Genomic DNA, 16,609 nt, shown 5'->3' with positions numbered 1-16,609 from the left:
CGGTACCCACAGCGAGCAGGAGACAGAGCAGGATGCGCATCGGAGTCCTCACCGCAGGCGGCGACTGCCCCGGCCTGAACGCAGTGATCCGATCGGTCGTGCACCGCGCGGTCGACAACTACGGCGACGAGGTCATCGGCTTCGAGGACGGATACGCGGGTCTCCTCGACGGCAACTACCGGCCCCTCGACCTGAACGCCGTGAGCGGCATCCTCGCCCGCGGCGGCACGATACTCGGCTCCTCCCGGCTGGAGCGCGACCGTCTGCGCGAGGCCTGTGAGAACGCCTCGGACGTGATCCACCAGTTCGGCATCGACGCGCTGATCCCGATCGGCGGCGAGGGCACGCTGACGGCGGCCCGCATGCTCTCCGACGCGGGTCTGCCGGTCGTCGGCGTCCCGAAGACCATCGACAACGACATCTCCTCCACGGACCGCACCTTCGGCTTCGACACGGCCGTCGGCGTCGCCACGGAGGCCATGGACCGCCTCAAGACGACGGCGGAGTCCCACCAGCGGGTGATGGTCGTCGAGGTCATGGGCCGGCACGCGGGCTGGATCGCCCTGGAGTCCGGCATGGCGGCCGGCGCCCACGGCATCTGCCTGCCCGAGCGCCCCTTCGACCCGGCCGACCTCGTGAAGATGGTCGAGGAGCGGTTCGCGCGCGGCAAGAAGTTCGCCGTGATCTGCGTGGCCGAGGGCGCCCACCCCGCCGAGGGCACGATGGACTACAGCAAGGGCGCGATCGACCAGTTCGGCCACGAGCGCTTCCAGGGCATCGGCACGGCGCTGGCGTACGAGCTGGAGAAGCGGCTCGGCAAGGAGGCCCGCCCGGTCATCCTCGGCCACGTCCAGCGCGGCGGTGTGCCGACGGCGTACGACCGCGTCCTCGCGACCCGCTTCGGCTGGCACGCGGTGGAAGCCGCGCACCGGGGCGAGTTCGGCATGATGACCGCGCTGCGCGGCACCGCCGTGAAGATGGTGCCGCTCGCGGACGCGGTGACCGAGCTGAAGACGGTGCCGAAGAACCGGATGGAAGAGGCGGAGTCGGTCTTCTAGCCCGGCCGCCCCCCCGGGGTCCCGGCGCCACCGGTCGCCGGGCCCGCCGGTCCTCCTGTTTCCCGCCGTTCTCCTGTTCCCCGGCCGTCCTCGGGCCCGCGGCCGGGCCGGTGCGTGCCGGTCGCAGGACATGACCGTGCCGACCCGCTCGGCGCGGCCCCGCCGGCGGATGCCGACCGCGCCGCGCGGGAGTCCGGCGACCTCGGCCCCGCGGCCGCCGACGGCGACCGGTCCGGGCGCAGTGACGCCGGGCGGTCCGGTGAGCGGGGCGGACCGGTGAGCGGGGCGGACCGGCGGCCGGCGGCGCGCCACCGGCCGGTCCCCTGCGCGCGCGGGTGGGCCCGGACGTCGTGAGCGACCGCGCGGGCCGCGTCCGCGCGGCCGTGCCGGGAAACGGGCGGACCCGCACCCGGCGCCCGCGGGCGTCTCAGCGGCCGGCCGGCACCCACCGGTACACCAGCTCGGGCCTGCCCACCTGCCCGTACAGCGGCTTGCGTTCCGCCCTTCCCGTCTCCACCAGGTGCTCCAGGTAGCGGCGGGCGGTGATGCGGGAGATCCCCACCGCCTCGGCCACGCCCGCGGCGGTCAGTCCCTGCGCCGTCTCCCGTACGGCCCCCGTCACCCGTTCCAGGGTCGGGCCGCTCAGCCCCTTGGGCAGTGCGACGGGACCCGGTGCGCGCAGGGTGGCCAGGGCGCGGTCGACCTCGTCCTGGCCACTCGCCTCGCCGGCCGCCCCGCGGAACTCCGCGTACCGCACGAGGCGGTCCCGCAGGGTGGCGAAGGTGAACGGTTTCAGCACGTACTGGACGACGCCCAGCGACACGCCCTCCCGCACCACCGTCAGGTCGCGCGCCGAGGTGACCGCTATCACGTCCGCGTGATACCCGGCCGCCCGCAGCGAGCGGGCCAGCTGGAGTCCGTGCCCGTCCGGCAGGTGCAGGTCGAGCAGCAGCAGGTCCACCGGCGTACGGTCCAGCAGCCGCCGCGCCTCCGCGCCGGTGTGCGCCTTGCCCACCGCCGTGAACCCCGGCACCCGGCCGACGTACAGGACGTGCGCGTCGGCCGCCACGGGGTCGTCCTCGACCACCAGGACCCGGATCGGCCCGTCGCCCGACCCGCCCGGAACGCCTGTCATCGCTCGCCTCCCGACACCGGCACGGCGGCGACCGCCGTGCGCAGGGGCAGCCGTACCACGAACTCCGCTCCGCCGCCCTCGGCCTCCGCCACCGACAGTGTCCCGTCGTGGCGGTGCACGGCCTGCCGGACGAGGGCCAGACCGAGGCCGCGGCCGCCGGGGCCGGACGGCTTCGTGGAGAAGCCCCGCTCGAAGACCTGCTCGGCGAGCGCCGGATCCACCCCGGCGCCGGTGTCCGCCACCCGCAGCACCAGTTCGCCGCCGCCCTCCGCGCGGTGCCCGGTGCACGCGGTCACCGTGACCCGCGCCCGCATGCTGCCCTGCGCCGCGTCCACGGCGTTGTCGATGAGGTTGCCCAGGATGGTGACCAGGTCCCGGGCGGGCAGCGACTCCGGGAGCAGCCCGTCGTCGAGCCCGCTGCCCCGCGACACCACCAGCTCCACGCCCCGTTCGTTCGCCTGTGCCGTCTTGCCCAGCAGCAGTGCCGCCAGCACCGGCTCGCTCACCGCGGCCACCACCTGGTCGGTCAGCGCCTGGGCCAGCTCCAGTTCGGCGGTCGCGAAGTCCACGGCCTCCTCGGCGCGGCCCAGTTCGATGAGCGAGACGACGGTGTGCAGGCGGTTCGCCGCCTCGTGGGCCTGCGAGCGCAGGGCCTGCGTGAAGCCACGTTCGGAGTCCAACTCGCCCATCAGGGACTGGAGTTCGGTGACATCGCGGAGGGTGACCACGGTGCCCCGGCGCTCTCCGCCGGACACCGGCGAGGTGTTCACCGCCACCACCCGGTCCGCCGTCAGGTGCACCTCGTCCACGCGCGGTTCGGAGGACAGCAGGGCGCCCGTCAGCGGGGCGGGCAGACCGAGGTCGGCGACGGACCGGCCCACCACCTCCTCCGAGACGCCCAGCAGTTCCCGGCCGCCGTCGTTGATCAGCGCCACCCGGTACTGGCCGTCCAGCATCAGCAGCCCTTCGCGCACCGCGTGCAGTGCCGCCTGGTGGTAGTCGTGCATCCGGCTCAGCTCGGCCGCGTTCATGCCGTGCGTGTGGCGGCGCAGCCGGGCGTTGACGACGTAGGTGCCCACCGCGCCCAGCGCGAGCGCGCCCGTCGCGACGCCGAACAGCGCCGTCACCTGGTCCTGCACCCGCTTCGTGATCGCCTCGACCTTGATGCCCGCGCTGACCAGGCCGACGATCCGGCCGTCGTCCCCCTCGACGGGGGCGACCGCGCGGACGGACGGGCCGAGGGTGCCGGTGTAGGTCTCGGTGAAGGTCTCGCCCTTCAGGGCCCGCCCGGTGTTGCCCCGGAAGTGCAGGCCGATCTGCCTCTCGTCCGGGTGGGTCCAGCGGATCCCCGCCGGATTCATGATCGTGACGAAGTCGACCTCGGTGTCGTGCATGATCCGCAGCGCGTACGGCTGGAGCCGCGCGGTCGGGTCCGCGGTGCCGATCGCCTCCCGCACCGAGGGGGAGTCGGCGACCGAGCGGGCCACCGCCGCGGCCTGCCGGCTCGCGGCCTCCTCGGCCTGGCTGCGGTCGCTGAGGTAGGTGAACAGCGCGTACCCCGCGACGACCACCGCTATCAGGACGGCCTGCATGGCGAACAGCTGGCCGGCCAGGCTGCGGGGTCGCGGGACGGGGATGCGCATGCCGTCAGTGTGCCTCCCGCGCCGGACGTGAACTAAATGAACGCAAGGGTGACCGCCCTCACAGCGCGGGGGGATAGTCACGGCATCCCCCGAACCCCCGGACGTGAGCCGCACGCCGGTGATGCCGACGAAGACGTCAAGGAGGGCAGCCGTGGCCGCCAGCACCCCCGATACGGCATCCGCCGTACCCGCCGCCAAGCGGGACCGCACGCACTACCTGTACATCGCGGTGATCGTCGCGGTCGCCATCGGCATCGCCGTGGGCCTGATCGCTCCCGACTTCGCGGTCGAACTGAAGCCCATCGGTACCGGCTTCGTGAACCTGATCAAAATGATGATCTCGCCGATCATCTTCTGCACGATCGTGCTCGGCATCGGATCGGTCCGCAAGGCCGCCAAGGTCGGCGCCGTCGGCGGCATCGCCCTGGGCTACTTCACGGTCATGTCGCTGGTCGCCCTCGGCATCGGCCTCGTCGTCGGCAACATCCTGGAGCCGGGCACCGGCCTCGCGCTCACCGACGCGGTCAAGGAGACCGGTCAGGCGCAGGTGTCGGCGGAGGCCAAGGACACCACCGAGTTCCTGCTGGGCATCATCCCGACCACGATCGTCTCCGCCTTCACCGGCGGCGAGGTGCTCCAGACGCTGCTCGTCGCGCTGCTCACGGGCTTCGCCCTCCAGGCGATGGGCCCGGCCGGACAGCCGGTCCTGCGCGGTGTCGAGCACATCCAGCGCCTCGTCTTCCGCATCCTCGCGATGGTGATGTGGGCCGCCCCCATCGGTGCCTTCGGCGCCATCGCAGCGGTCACCGGCTCGGCCGGCGTCGACGCCCTCAAGAGCCTCGCCGTCCTGATGCTCGGCTTCTACGTCACCTGCTTCCTGTTCGTCTTCATCGTGCTCGGCGCGCTGCTGCGGGTCGTCTCGGGGCTGAACATCTTCGTCCTGTTCAAGTACCTGATCCGCGAGTTCCTGCTGATCCTGTCCACCTCCTCCTCCGAGTCCGCGCTGCCGCGCCTCATCGCGAAGATGGAGCACCTGGGCGTCAGCAAGCCCGTCGTCGGCATCACCGTCCCGACCGGCTACTCCTTCAACCTCGACGGCACCATGATCTACATGACCATGGCGTCCCTCTACATCGCCGACGCCATGGGCACGCCGATGTCGGTCGGCGAGCAGATCCCGCTGCTGCTGTTCCTGCTGATCGCCTCCAAGGGCGCGGCCGGTGTCACCGGAGCGGGTCTCGCGACCCTGGCCGGCGGCCTCCAGTCGCACAAGCCGGCCCTGGTGGACGGCATCGGCCTCATCGTCGGCATCGACCGCTTCATGAGCGAGGCCCGCGCCCTGACCAACTTCGCGGGCAACGCCGTCGCCACGGTCCTGATCGGCACCTGGACCAAGGAGATCGACAAGGAGCGCGTGGGCCGGGTGCTCGCGGGCGAGCTGCCCTTCGACGAGAAGACCCTGCTCGACGACGCCCACGGCGGCCAGGACGCCCCGGCGGCGGAGGTGCCCGAGCAGCGCGAGGAGGGCGAGAAGGAACTCGCCAGGGCCTGACGCCGCCGGCGAGACCCACCCCCTGTGCACCGGGTGCCCGGCCCCGCCTGAACCCGGGCCGGGCACCCGGTACCCGCCCCACCCGCCGGTGGCCGCCCCACCCGCCGGTGGCCGTTCCACCCGCCGGTGGCCGTTCCACCCGGCGGTGTTCGCCCCCCCGAACGCCGGGCGGCCGAGTACTCCCCCGTAGCTCGGCCGCCCGGTTCTCCCTCTCCGCCCCGCAGGCCTTCGGTGTTTCGCGCACCGGGGGCCTTCGGTGTTTCCCGGACGGTCGCGCGCCCCGCCGTCCGGCCTCGCGCGCCCAGCCGTCCGGCCTCGCGTGACGGCGCGCGCCGGTCGGCCCGACCCGATGACGCGCCCGTCGCCCGGCGCGTTCGTCAGCCCGGCGAGTCCGGCGAGTCCGACGCGTCGGCCTCGCTCACCTTCGTCACGAGGGCGGTGGCCAGGGTGGCGGGCACACCGGCCGCGGTCAGCGCGGTGACGGCGGCCGAGCGGCCCGCCTCACGCGTGCTCAGCAGCCCGTCGTTGACGGCCTCCATCAGCGCGAACACGATCTGCTCGTGCACGTACGCCAGCGCCGGCGCCGGCAGCGGTGAGGCGAACGTCCCCTCGTCCAGGCCGCGCTGGAGCAGCCGGATCGTGTCCTCGCGCACCGGGGTGAGCCGCTCCCGGATGCCCTGCATGGTGACCGTGCGCTGGGCCAGCGCGACCAGCAGGCGGTAGCGGTCGGCGATCCGCCACACGGCCAGCACGGACCGGGCCAGCTCCTCCGCCGGGTCCCCGCCGCCCTCGCCCTCGCCCGCGTGGGCGGCGGCCAGCACCGCCACCGCCTCGTCGACCAGCGTGCTGATCAGCGCCTCACGGCTGGGGAAGTGCCCGTACACCGTGCGCCGCACGACACCGGCGGCGCGGGCGATGTGGTTCATGGACGCGTCCGGGTCGCGCAACAGCTCGGCGAGGGCCACATCGAGGATGCGGCGTCGGTTTGCCTCCGCGCGACTGCTGTTACCCGTGGTCATGGCGGCCATTGTGCCTGCCTTCCGTCGTGGCGCGTTCCGCTCCCTCGATTTGCACACCCCTGTGCACTGGTCGTACATTGCACACTGCTGTGCAATTGCCCCGGCGTCGTGCGGCCAGAGTCCCGTACGCCGCCGGGCACGTCCCGAGGAAGGCGATCCCCGCATGCGACTCGTCATGACCGAACCGGTGGAACGGATGACGGGGCCCTACCGCCGACGCTGGTGGGCGCTCCTCGTCCTCTGCCTGAGCCTGCTGATCATCGTGATGGCGAACACCGCCCTCACGGTCGCCGCGCCCGCCATGACCGATGACCTGGGCCTGACCAGCGCCGACCTCCAGTGGGTCATCGACGGCTACACGGTGCCGTACGCGGCGCTGATGCTGCTGCTCGGCGCGATCGGCGACAAGTACAGCCGGCGCGGAGCTCTCCTGCTCGGGCTCGTGGTGTTCGCCGGCGGCGCGGTCTCCGGCTACCTCGCCGACAGCGCCGGCAGCGTGATCGCGGGCCGCGCCGTGATGGGCGTGGGCGCGGCGCTCATCATGCCCGCGACGCTGTCGCTGCTCGCCGCGACCTTCCCGCGCGCCGAACGCGCCAAGGCGATCACCCTGTGGACGGCGACCGCGGGCCTCGCCATCGCGGCCGGTCCGCTCGTCGCCGGCGCGCTGCTGGAGAACCACGGCTGGTCGTCGACGTTCCTCATCAACGTGCCCGTCGCCGTCGTCGCGATCATCGGCGCCCTCGTCCTCGTGCCGCCGTCGAAGGCCGGACACCACGACCGCATCGACTACGTCGGCGGACTGCTGTCGGTGGTCTGGATCGGCGCGCTCGTCTACATGATCATCGAGGGGCCGCACTTCGGCTGGGGTCCCAAGGCGGTCGGCGCGGCGGTCGTCGCCGCCGTGGCCCTGGTCGCCTTCGTCCTGTGGGAGCTGCGCCACCCGCACCCGGTGCTGGACGTGCGCCGCTTCTCCGACCGCCGCTTCGCCGGGTCCAACCTGGCCGTGGCCCTGTTCTTCCTGGCCGTCTTCGGCGCCTTCTACTACCTCACCCAGCACCTCCAGTTCGTCCTCGGCTACGACGCCCTCGACACCGGCCTGCGCATGCTGCCCCTGGCCGGCGCGGTCTTCGTCGGCTCGGCCCTGACCGCCTACCTCACCCCGCGCGTCGGCATGAGGTGGACGGTCACCGCGGGCATGGTCGGCGGCACGGCCGCCCTCGCCCTCCTCACTCGGGTCGACGCCGCTTCGTCGTACGGCGACTTCGTGGCACCCCTCGTCGTCCTCGGCGTGGCGATCGGGCTCGCGCTGTCGCCCTGCACGGACGCCATCATGGGGGCGTTCCCCGAGTCCGAACTGGGCGTCGGCGGCGCGGTGAACGACACCTCGCTGGAGCTGGGCGGCTCGCTCGGCATCGCGATCCTCGGCTCGCTGCTGGGCACGTCGTACTCCGACCACCTCGGGGACGCGGCGTCCGGCAGCGGCCTCCCGGCCGGCACCCTCGCCACCGCCCAGGACTCGGTGGGCGCCGGCTACGCCGTCGCGCAGGGCGTCGCCGACCGGGCGCACCAGCTCGGTGCGCAGGCGGCACGGTCCGGCGACCCGCAGCAGGCCGCGCAGCTCAAGGCGCAGGCCGCCGAACTCGCCGAGGCCGCCCGGCGGATGGCCGACTCGGTCGGCTCCTCCTTCGCGGACGCGGTGGCCCACACCAGCCTGGTCGGCGCGGTGGTCCTCGGCGTCGGCACCGTCCTGGTGGCGGTGCTGCTGCCGGGCAAGGGCACGTCGCCGGCGACCGCATCAGAGCGGGCGGAGCAGGCGGAGAAGGCGGAGCAGGCGAAGGGCCGGGAGCGGGTGTTCAGCCGGGTGCGCTGAACCTCACGGGGTGCCGCCGACGTGCCGGAGCGCGACGGCGGCACCCGCCGTCGGCCGGGCCCGCGGCTGGTTCACGCCCGCGCTCTGCTCACGCCCACGGGCCGGTTCCCGCCCACGGGTCGGTGATCTCCCGCAGGGTGTTCAGTGCCTCCCGCAGCCGCCGCATCCGGCGTTTGCCGGCGGTCCGATCGGCGCCCTGCTCCTCCTGCTGACGGGCCGGGCCGGGGCAGAGTTCCGTCGGCGCCCTTGCCTTGACGTCGGCGTCAAGCCGTACGTTCGTGGGCATGCGAATCGGCGAGCTGGCCGCACGGGCCGGAACCACGACGCGGACGCTGCGGTACTACGAGTCGCGGGGGCTGCTGCCCGCGCGGCGCGACGAGCTGGGTCACCGGGCCTACGACGAGCGTGACCTGCGGGCGTTGCGGCAGATCAGGACGTTGCGGGACTTCGGGTTCGAGCTGGAGGAGACCCGGCCCTTCGTGGAGTGCCTGCGGGCCGGGCACCCGGAGGGCGACTCGTGTCCCGCCTCGCTCGCGGTGTACCGGCGCAAGCTGGACGAGCTGGACGCGCTCATCGGGGAGCTGACGGCGGTCCGCGAGAAGGTCGCCGGACAGCTCGTGCGGGCCGAGCGGGCACGTGACGAGCTGGCCGCCGAGGCGCTGGCTCCGGGGGGTCCGGAGCCCGTGTGCGAACTGGAAGGGCGGCAGCCGTGACCAAGGTGGCCGGAGTGGACGAGGTGACCGACGCGGACTTCGGGTCGGAGGTGCTCGCGGCGGATCGGCCGGTGCTGGTGGAGTTCACCGCCGACTGGTGCCCGCCGTGCCGCCAGATGGCGCCGGTGCTCGGGGCGCTCGCCGCGGAGGAGGGCGAGCGGCTGAAGGTGGTGCAGCTGAACGTGGACCGCAATCCCGGGACGACGAACCGCTACAAGGTGCTGTCGATGCCGACCTTCATGGTGTTCCGGGCCGGCGAGCCGGTGAAGGCGATGGTGGGGGCCCGGCCGAAGCGGCGGCTGCTGGAGGAGCTGGCGGACGTCCTGTGAGCCGACGCCGCACCGTGTGAGCCGACGTCGTACGAAGAAATCCCCCGGGCAATTGCGCCCGGGGGATTTCTTTCGCTATATTCGATGATTCGCGACTTCGAAAAAATCGGTCGCGGAAAAGTTCACTGAGCAGAGTATATCCGGGCGGGAGTGGAATTGTCAAACACCGAATTGCACGACGGTGAAATGCGTAACGAACAGGAATTCATCGACGGGCTGTACGCGCGCGTCGACGCGCTGCGCGGTGTCACCGAGACCGCCGTCACCGCCGCCCTCGCCCAGGGCGACACCTCCCGGCAGGCGCGCCTGGAGCGGGACATCCTCGTCGCCGAACGCTCCGGACTGCTCGCCGCCCTGAACGCCGTGGACGGCTCGCTCTGCTTCGGCCGGATCGACCTGTCCTCCGGCACCAGCCACCACATCGGCCGCATCGGCCTGCGCCGCGACGACCCCGAGCGCACCCCCGTCCTCGTGGACTGGCGGGCCGACGTCGCCCGCCCCTTCTACCTGGCCACCGGCCACACCCCGATGGGCCTGCGCCGCCGCCGGCACATCACCACCGAGGGCCGCCGGGTCACCGCCCTGCACGACGAGTTCCTCGACCTCGGCGACGCCACCCGCACCGGCCACGAGGACCCCGCCGGCGACGCCGTCCTGCTCGCCGCCCTCGACTCCGCCCGGACCGGTCGCATGCACGACATCGTGCAGACCATCCAGGCCGAGCAGGACGAGATCATCCGCGCCCCGCACCGCGGGGTGCTGGTCGTCGAGGGCGGCCCCGGCACCGGCAAGACGGCCGTCGCCCTGCACCGCGCCGCCTACCTCCTCTACGAGCACCGCGAACTGCTCGCCAAGCGGGCCGTGCTGATCGTCGGCCCCAACCCCGCCTTCCTCGGCTACATCGGCGAGGTGCTGCCCGCCCTCGGCGAGACCGGCGTGCTCCTGGCGACGGTCGGCGAGCTGTACCCGGGCGTGCGGGCGACGGCCGGCGACACCCCGGAGGCGGCCGCCGTGAAGGGCCGCGCCGACATGGCCGACGTCCTCGCCGCCGTCGTACGCGACCGGCAGGCGCTGCCCGACCCGGTCATCGCGATCGAGCACGACCGGGAGGTGCTCATGCTCGACGAGGGCCTGGTGGGGGTCGCCCGCGAGCGCACCCGCGCCGCCGGACTGCCGCACAACGCCGCCCGCGAGCACTTCGAGGGCCACATCCTCAACACCCTCACCGAGCTGTACGCCGAACGCGTCGGCACCGACCCCTACGACGGCTCCAGCCTCCTCGACCCCAGCGACATCACCCAGATCCGCGACGAGCTGGCCGAGAACCCCGAAGTGTGGTCGGCCGTGGACCAGTTGTGGCCGGTGCTCTCCCCGCGGCGGGTGGTCGCCGACTTCCTCGCCGCCCCCGAGGGGTACCTCTCCGACGAGGACGCCGCCGTCGTCCGCCGCCCGGTCACCCGGGCCTGGACGGTCGCCGACGTGCCGCTGCTCGACGAGGCCGCCGAACTCCTCGGCGAGGACGACCGGTCGGCGCGCGAGAGCGCCGAGCGCGAGCGGGCACGGCAGGTCGCCTACGCGCAGGGCGTGCTCGACGTCTCCTACGCCTCGCGGACGTACGAGTTCGAGGACAAGGAGGACGACGACCCCGACGCCGGCGAGGTCCTGTCGGCCCACGACATCATCGACGCCGAACGCTTCGCCGAACGCCACGAGGAGGACGACCACCGCAGCGCCGCCGAGCGGGCGGCGGCCGACCGGACCTGGGCGTTCGGGCACATCATCGTCGACGAGGCGCAGGAGCTGTCGCCGATGGCGTGGCGGCTGCTGATGCGGCGCGTCCCGACCCGTTCCCTGACCCTCGTCGGCGATCCGGCGCAGACCGCGGAGGCGGCGGGCGTCGGCTCCTGGTCGGGCATCCTCGCACCGTACGTCGGGGACCGCTGGGAGCACACCCGGCTGGGCGTCAACTACCGCACCCCCGCCGAGATCATGGACGTCGCGGCGGCCGTCGTCCGCGCGGAGCAGCCCGACTTCGTGCCGCCGAGTTCGGTGCGGTCCACCGGCGTACGGCCCTGGGCGCGCGCCGTCGACGACCTGCCCGGCGCGGTCGCCGGGGCGGTGGCGGAGCTGACCCCCGCGGAGGGCCGGCTCGCCGTGATCGCCCCCCGTGACCTGCACCGCCGGCTGGCGGCCCGTCTCGACGGGGTCACCGCGGACGCGGAGCCGGACCTCACCCGCAAGGTCGTCCTGCTGGACCCCCGCCAGTCGAAGGGCCTCGAATTCGACTCGGTCCTGGTGGTGGAACCGTCCCGCTACGGCACGAGCGACCTGTACGTCGCCCTGACCCGGGCCACCCAGCGCCTGGGCGTCCTGCACACGGGGACGCTGCCGGCGCCCTTGGCGGAGGCCCTCGGGCGGTGAGCCCGCGTCCCCGGGGGTCCCGTACCGGGCCCCCGGGGACGGGCGACTGCTACGCCGGGCGCAGCCACACCGTCGACAGCGGGGGCAGCGTCAGCCGGACGGACGCCGGATGGCCGTGCCACGGCTGGGGTTCCGGCTTCACCGGGTCGGCGTGGAACACGTCACTGCCCCCGTACCGCCCGGCGTCCGTGTTGAGCACCTCGAACCAGGCCGGTACGTCGTCCGGCACCCCCAGCCGGTAGTCCTGGCGGACGACGGGCGAGAAGTGCGACACCGCCAGCAGCGGCGTGCCGTCGGCGTCGCGGCGCAGGAACGCGAGGACGTTGTCGTCGGCGGCGTCCCCCACCACCCACTGGAAGCCGTCGGCGACGGTGTCCCGCTCCCACAGCGCGGGCGTCGACCGGTACACGGAGTTCAGGTCACCGACCAGCTCCCGCACGCCCCGGTGATCGGCCGCCGCGCCGTAGGCGGGGTCGAGCAGCCACCAGTCGGGCCCGCGCTCCTCGGACCACTCGGCCCCCTGCGCGAACTCCTGTCCCATGAAGAGGAGTTGCTTGCCGGGGTGGGCCCACATGTACGCCAGATAGGCCCGCAGGTTGGCGCGTTGCTGCCACCAGTCGCCCGGCATCTTCGACACCAGCGACTTCTTGCCGTGCACCACCTCGTCGTGCGAGATGGGCAGCACGTAGTTCTCGCTGTAGGCGTACACCATGGAGAAGGTCAGCTCGCCGTGGTGGTACTTGCGGTACACGGGTTCGTGGCTCATGTACTGGAGCGAGTCGTGCATCCACCCCATGTTCCACTTCAGCCCGAAGCCGAGTCCGCCGAAGCCGCTCGGCCCCCGGTGATGCGTCGCGCGCGTCACGCCGTCCCAGGCCGTGGACTCCTCCGCGATGGTCACGACACCGGGGACGCGCCGGTACACGGTGGCGTTCATCTCCTGGAGGAAGGCCACCGCGTCGAGGTTCTCCCGGCCGCCGTGCTCGTTCGGCGTCCACTGGCCCGGCTCGCGCGAGTAGTCGAGGTAGAGCATGGAGGCGACGGCGTCCACCCGGAGCCCGTCGATGTGGAACTCCTCGCACCAGTACACGGCGTTGGCCACGAGGAAGTTGCGCACCTCGCGCCGCCCGTAGTCGAACTCCAGCGTCCCCCAGTCGGGATGCGCGGCCCGCAGGGGGTCCTCGTGCTCGTAGAGGGGCCGCCCGTCGAACTCCGCCAGCGCCCACTCGTCGCGCGGGAAGTGCGCCGGCACCCAGTCCATGATGACGCCGATGCCCGCCCGGTGCAGGGAGTCCACGAGGAAGCGGAAGTCGTCGGGCGTGCCCAGCCGGGCCGTGGGCGCGTAGAACCCGGTGACCTGGTAGCCCCACGAGCCGCCGAAGGGATGCTCGGCGACCGGCATCAGCTCGACGTGCGTGAAGCCCAGCTCCCTGACGTACGCCGGAAGCTGCTCGGCGAGCTGACGGTAGGTCAGTCCGGGTCGCCAGGACGGCAGGTGGACCTCGTAGATCGACAACGGTGCCTCGTGGGCCGGGCGTTCCCCCCGGCTCGCCAGCCACTCCTCGTCGCCCCACTCGTAGTGCGAGGCCTCCACCACCGACGAGGTGGCCGGCGGTATCTCCGTGCGGCGGGCCATCGGGTCGGCGCGCTGGGTGCGGGAACCGTCGGGCCGGGTGATGTCGAACTTGTACAGTTCGCCCTCGCCGATCGCGGGCACGAACAGCTCCCAGACGCCGGAGGAACCGAGCGACCGCATCGGATACCCGATGCCGTCCCAGAAGTTGAAGGTGCCCGCGAGCCGCACCGCGCGCGCGTCGGGCGCCCACACGGAGAAGCGGGTACCGCCCACTCCCTCGTGGATCATCGGGTGCGCGCCGAGCACCGTCCACAGTTCCTCGTGCCGGCCCTCCCCGATCAGGTGCAGGTCCAGGTCGCCGAGCGTGGGCAGGAAGCGGTACGGGTCCTCGGTCTCCTGGACCGTCCCCTCGTACGCGATGACCAGACGGTAGGCCGGGACCTCCCGCAGGGGGAGCAGGCCGGAGAAGAAGCCGTCGCCGTCGTCGTGCAGCTCGGCCCGCAGCTCGCCCGTGACGACGGTGACCGACAGGGCGTGGGGGCGGAAGGCCCGGAAGACGATCCCGCCGGGCGCCGGGTGCGCGCCGAGCACGGCGTGCGGATCGTGATGGGTGCCGTGCAGCAGCCGCTCGCGGTCGCCGCCGTCCAGCGCGGGGGACAGGGCGACCTCGACGGACCCGGCCGGTGCGGCCTCGGCCCGCACGGCCTCGGCCGAGGCCGGCACGGGGGGCCGGGGCGCGCGCCCCTTCGCGGGGGCGGGCGCGGAGGCGGGTGCCTTCTTCGCGGAACCCTTCTTCGCGGCACGCTTCGCCGGGGCGGCCTTCTTCGAAGCGGCCTTCTTCGATGCGGCCGTCTCCGCCCCTGCCGTCTCCGCCACGACCGCCTCGGCCACGGTCTTCTTCGTCGCGGGCTTCTTCGCCACCGCCTTCGCCGCGACGGCCTTCTTGGCCACGGCTTTCTTGGTGACGGCTTTCTTGGTTGCGGCCTTCTTCGCGACGGCCTTCCGCGCCGAGGTCTCCTCGGCGGCGGCCGTCCCCCCGGCGGTCTCCTGAAGGGCGGCCTGCCGCTCGGAGGCCTTCACGGCGGCAGCCGCCGTCCTCCGGCCCCCCGCCTTCCCGGCCGCCGCTTTCTCGGCCACCGGCTTCTCGGCCACGGTTTTCTCGACCTCCGTCTTCTCGGCCACCGTCTTGTCGACCGCGGCCTTCGGGGCCGGGGTCTTCTTCGGGTCCTTCGGGTTCCCGGAGTCGGAACCGTGGGGGGACGGGGGGCTGGGAGTCACGGGGAAAGCCTCCTCAGGACGGGTCGGATGCGGCGAGCCGACGTATCGCGGACAGCGGGACGGAGAGCCAGTCGGGGCGGTGCCGGGCCTCGTAGACGACCTCGTAGACCGCCTTGTCCGTCTCGTAGGCCCGCAGCAGTACGGGATCGGTGCGGGGGTCGGTGCCGGACACCTCGGCGTAGCCGGAGCAGTACGCGGCCCGGCACACCTCGGCCCAGCCGGGCGCCGGCGGGTCGGCCGAGAGGGCGGCGTAGTCGAAGGAACGCAGCATGCCCGCCACGTCCCGGACGGCCGGCTGGGGCATCCGGCGCTCGGCCAGCGGGCGGGCCGGCTCGCCCTCGAAGTCGATCAGCGACCACTGGCCGGAGGGCGCCCGCAGGCACTGCCCGAGGTGCAGGTCGCCGTGGACGCGCTGGGCGGTCCAGGTCCGGCCCTCGGCCGCGAGGTCGGCCAGCGCCGAGAACGCGGTGCGCAGGCCGGGGGCGTAGGGGCGCAGGGCGGGCACGGCCTGGGCGGCCGCCTCCAGCCGCTCGGTCATGCCGTCGACCAGCGGTCCGAGCTGGGCGTGGCCGAGGGTGGCGGTGGGCAGGGCCCGGGCCAGCGCGGTGTGCACCTCGGCGGTGGCCCGGCCCAGCGCCCGGGCCTCGGCGCCGAAGTCCTCGCCCTTGGCCAGCTCCCGCAGCGCCAGCTCCCAGCCGTCCGTCGCGCCCTGCACGAACGGCTGGAGGACGCCGAGGACGTACGACTCGCCGGCGCCGTCCTCCAGGTCCGCGTGCAGCCACGCCGTCGGCGCCGGCACCCGGGAGGACCCCTCGCGGGCCAGGGCCAGCGGCAGCTCCAGGTCGGGGTTGACGCCGGGGACGACCCGGCGCAACAGCTTGAGAATGAACGTATCTCCAAAGACGACCGACGAATTCGACTGCTCGGCGGTCAGCCGGCGTGGCACCAGGCCGGCGCGTATCTCCTGGGCGGGGTCCCGTTCGCAGCGCAGGACGCCGATCCGGGCCTCGGTGCGCAGCGCCTCCAGGAGGACCTCGGCGGGCCGGGTGTCGTACAGGGCGTCGTAGACGGTCCGGCCGCCGAGCGGTCCGTCCGGCACGTGCCCGATCAGCGCGGGCGCCAGCCGGGGCGGCAGCGCCTCGCGCGCCCCGATCAGGAGCTGGTAGCAGTCGCCGGGCACGGCGCCCTGGTGCGCGCGGACCAGCAGGTGGTACAGGCCCAGCCTGGACGCGGCGGGCAACAGCTCGGTGCCCGCCACCAGCGAGAACCCCGTGACCGGACTCCCCTTGCCGGCGAACCAGCGCTGCCGTGGCAGCCACTCCCGCAGCAGGGGGGCCAGCGACGCGAGGAGCCCGGGACTGGTCGTGCCGGAGAGTGTGACCGTTTCCGCCATGGCGTCACGTCCTTTCCCCGGGGGGTCGGGGTGTTACTGATGCGTGCCCCGGGCGGGGCAGGAGAAACCGCCCCGCCCGGGGGTACTAGACGGTCTCCCTGCGCAGTCGGAACCAATAGAAACCGTGTCCCCCGAGGGTGAGCAGATATGGCAGCTCACCCACGGCCGGAAAACGGACCCCGCCGAACAGCTCGACGGGATGGCGCCCCCCGAACCGGCTCAGGTCCAGTTCGGTGGGCTGGGCGAAGCGGGAGAAGTTGTGGACGCACAGGACCAGGTCGTCCTCGTACTCGCGCAGGAAGGCGAGGACGGCCGGGTTGGAGGACGGCAGCTCGGTGAAGGAGCCGAGGCCGAAGGCGGGGTTCTGCTTGCGGATCTCGATCATGCGGCGGGTCCAGTGCAGCAGCGAGGAGGGCGACGCCATCGACGCCTCCACGTTGGTGACCTGGTAGCCGTGGACCGGGTCCATGATGGTCGGCAGGAACAGCCGGCCGGGGTCGCACGACGAAAAACCCGCGTTACGGTCCGGTGTCCACTGCATGGGGGTGCGGACGGCGTCGCGGTCGCCGAGCCAGATGTTGTCGCCCATGCCGATCTCGTCGCCGTAGTAGAGGATGGGCGA

Annotated in this window: 13 protein-coding genes; 6 read left to right on the top strand and 7 right to left on the bottom strand. The window is 73.1% G+C overall.

Translation table 11 applies throughout. The features are described from left to right. Positions 1-32: 32 nt before the first annotated feature. On the top strand, positions 33-1,058 hold the full coding sequence (locus tag ACH4N1_RS12680) for an ATP-dependent 6-phosphofructokinase (protein ID WP_398096725.1): 1,026 nt from the start codon (positions 33-35) through the stop codon (positions 1,056-1,058). A 427-nt stretch (positions 1,059-1,485) separates the two neighbouring features. On the opposite strand, the gene ACH4N1_RS12675 is transcribed toward ACH4N1_RS12680, so the two are convergent. Both ACH4N1_RS12675 and ACH4N1_RS12670 read right to left on the bottom strand, forming a co-directional pair. Then, positions 1,486-2,193 carry a response regulator gene (locus ACH4N1_RS12675; RefSeq protein WP_398096723.1) on the bottom strand — a complete coding sequence of 236 codons (708 nt, stop codon included), beginning with the start codon at positions 2,191-2,193 and terminating at the stop codon, positions 1,486-1,488. Beyond that, a complete protein-coding gene (locus ACH4N1_RS12670) occupies positions 2,190-3,836 on the bottom strand; it encodes an ATP-binding protein (RefSeq protein WP_398096721.1) in 1,647 nt (548 codons plus the stop codon). The genes ACH4N1_RS12675 and ACH4N1_RS12670 overlap by 4 nt, the downstream gene beginning before the upstream one ends. 151 nt (positions 3,837-3,987) lie before the next feature. Here ACH4N1_RS12670 and ACH4N1_RS12665 point away from each other — a divergent pair, with 151 nt between their 5' ends. Further along, positions 3,988-5,388, top strand: a complete 1,401-nt coding sequence (locus ACH4N1_RS12665) for a cation:dicarboxylate symporter family transporter (RefSeq protein WP_398096719.1) — start codon at positions 3,988-3,990, stop codon at positions 5,386-5,388. A 377-nt stretch (positions 5,389-5,765) separates the two neighbouring features. Here ACH4N1_RS12665 and ACH4N1_RS12660 read toward each other — a convergent pair whose 3' ends face one another. After that, positions 5,766-6,416 (bottom strand): TetR/AcrR family transcriptional regulator, encoded by a 651-nt coding sequence (locus ACH4N1_RS12660; protein WP_398096718.1) that lies wholly within the window; start codon positions 6,414-6,416, stop codon positions 5,766-5,768. Between the two features lie 154 nt (positions 6,417-6,570). On the opposite strand from ACH4N1_RS12660, the gene ACH4N1_RS12655 reads away from it, so the two are divergent. Beyond that, the gene (locus ACH4N1_RS12655) at positions 6,571-8,277 is read left to right on the top strand and encodes an MFS transporter (protein WP_398096716.1); all 1,707 of its coding nucleotides are present in this window, start codon (positions 6,571-6,573) and stop codon (positions 8,275-8,277) included. Between the two features lie 88 nt (positions 8,278-8,365). Here ACH4N1_RS12655 and ACH4N1_RS12650 read toward each other — a convergent pair whose 3' ends face one another. Continuing rightward, the gene (locus ACH4N1_RS12650) at positions 8,366-8,563 is read right to left on the bottom strand and encodes a hypothetical protein (RefSeq protein ID WP_398096714.1); all 198 of its coding nucleotides are present in this window, start codon (positions 8,561-8,563) and stop codon (positions 8,366-8,368) included. Here ACH4N1_RS12650 and ACH4N1_RS12645 point away from each other — a divergent pair. From ACH4N1_RS12645 to ACH4N1_RS12635, 3 genes are all read left to right on the top strand, one after another. Next, positions 8,562-8,990, top strand: coding sequence for a MerR family transcriptional regulator (locus ACH4N1_RS12645; RefSeq protein WP_398096712.1), 429 nt, complete (start codon positions 8,562-8,564; stop codon positions 8,988-8,990). The two genes, ACH4N1_RS12650 and ACH4N1_RS12645, sit on opposite strands and share 2 nt — an antisense overlap. Further along, positions 8,987-9,319: a thioredoxin family protein gene (locus tag ACH4N1_RS12640; protein WP_398096711.1), complete on the top strand. Its 333-nt coding sequence runs from the start codon at positions 8,987-8,989 to the stop codon at positions 9,317-9,319. The genes ACH4N1_RS12645 and ACH4N1_RS12640 overlap by 4 nt, the downstream gene beginning before the upstream one ends. A gap of 186 nt (positions 9,320-9,505) precedes the next feature. Then, complete coding sequence (locus tag ACH4N1_RS12635) at positions 9,506-11,740, top strand: HelD family protein (protein WP_398096710.1); 2,235 nt, start codon at positions 9,506-9,508, stop codon at positions 11,738-11,740. A 49-nt stretch (positions 11,741-11,789) separates the two neighbouring features. On the opposite strand, the gene glgB is transcribed toward ACH4N1_RS12635, so the two are convergent. The 3 genes from glgB to ACH4N1_RS12620 all read right to left on the bottom strand — a co-directional run. Beyond that, positions 11,790-14,594, bottom strand: coding sequence for a 1,4-alpha-glucan branching enzyme (glgB, locus tag ACH4N1_RS12630; protein WP_398096708.1), 2,805 nt, complete (start codon positions 14,592-14,594; stop codon positions 11,790-11,792). A 13-nt stretch (positions 14,595-14,607) separates the two neighbouring features. Next, positions 14,608-15,987, bottom strand: coding sequence for a phosphotransferase (locus ACH4N1_RS12625; RefSeq protein WP_398096706.1), 1,380 nt, complete (start codon positions 15,985-15,987; stop codon positions 14,608-14,610). A gap of 85 nt (positions 15,988-16,072) precedes the next feature. After that, positions 16,073-16,609, bottom strand: a 537-nt coding sequence (locus tag ACH4N1_RS12620) for an alpha-glucosidase C-terminal domain-containing protein (protein ID WP_398096705.1), incomplete at its 5' end; no start/stop codon positions are given.

The sequence above is a fragment of the Streptomyces sp. NPDC017202 genome (genome assembly GCF_044331705.1).
Lineage (GTDB): Bacteria > Actinomycetota > Actinomycetes > Streptomycetales > Streptomycetaceae > Streptomyces.
This window is presented reverse-complemented; position numbering and strand designations above follow the sequence as displayed.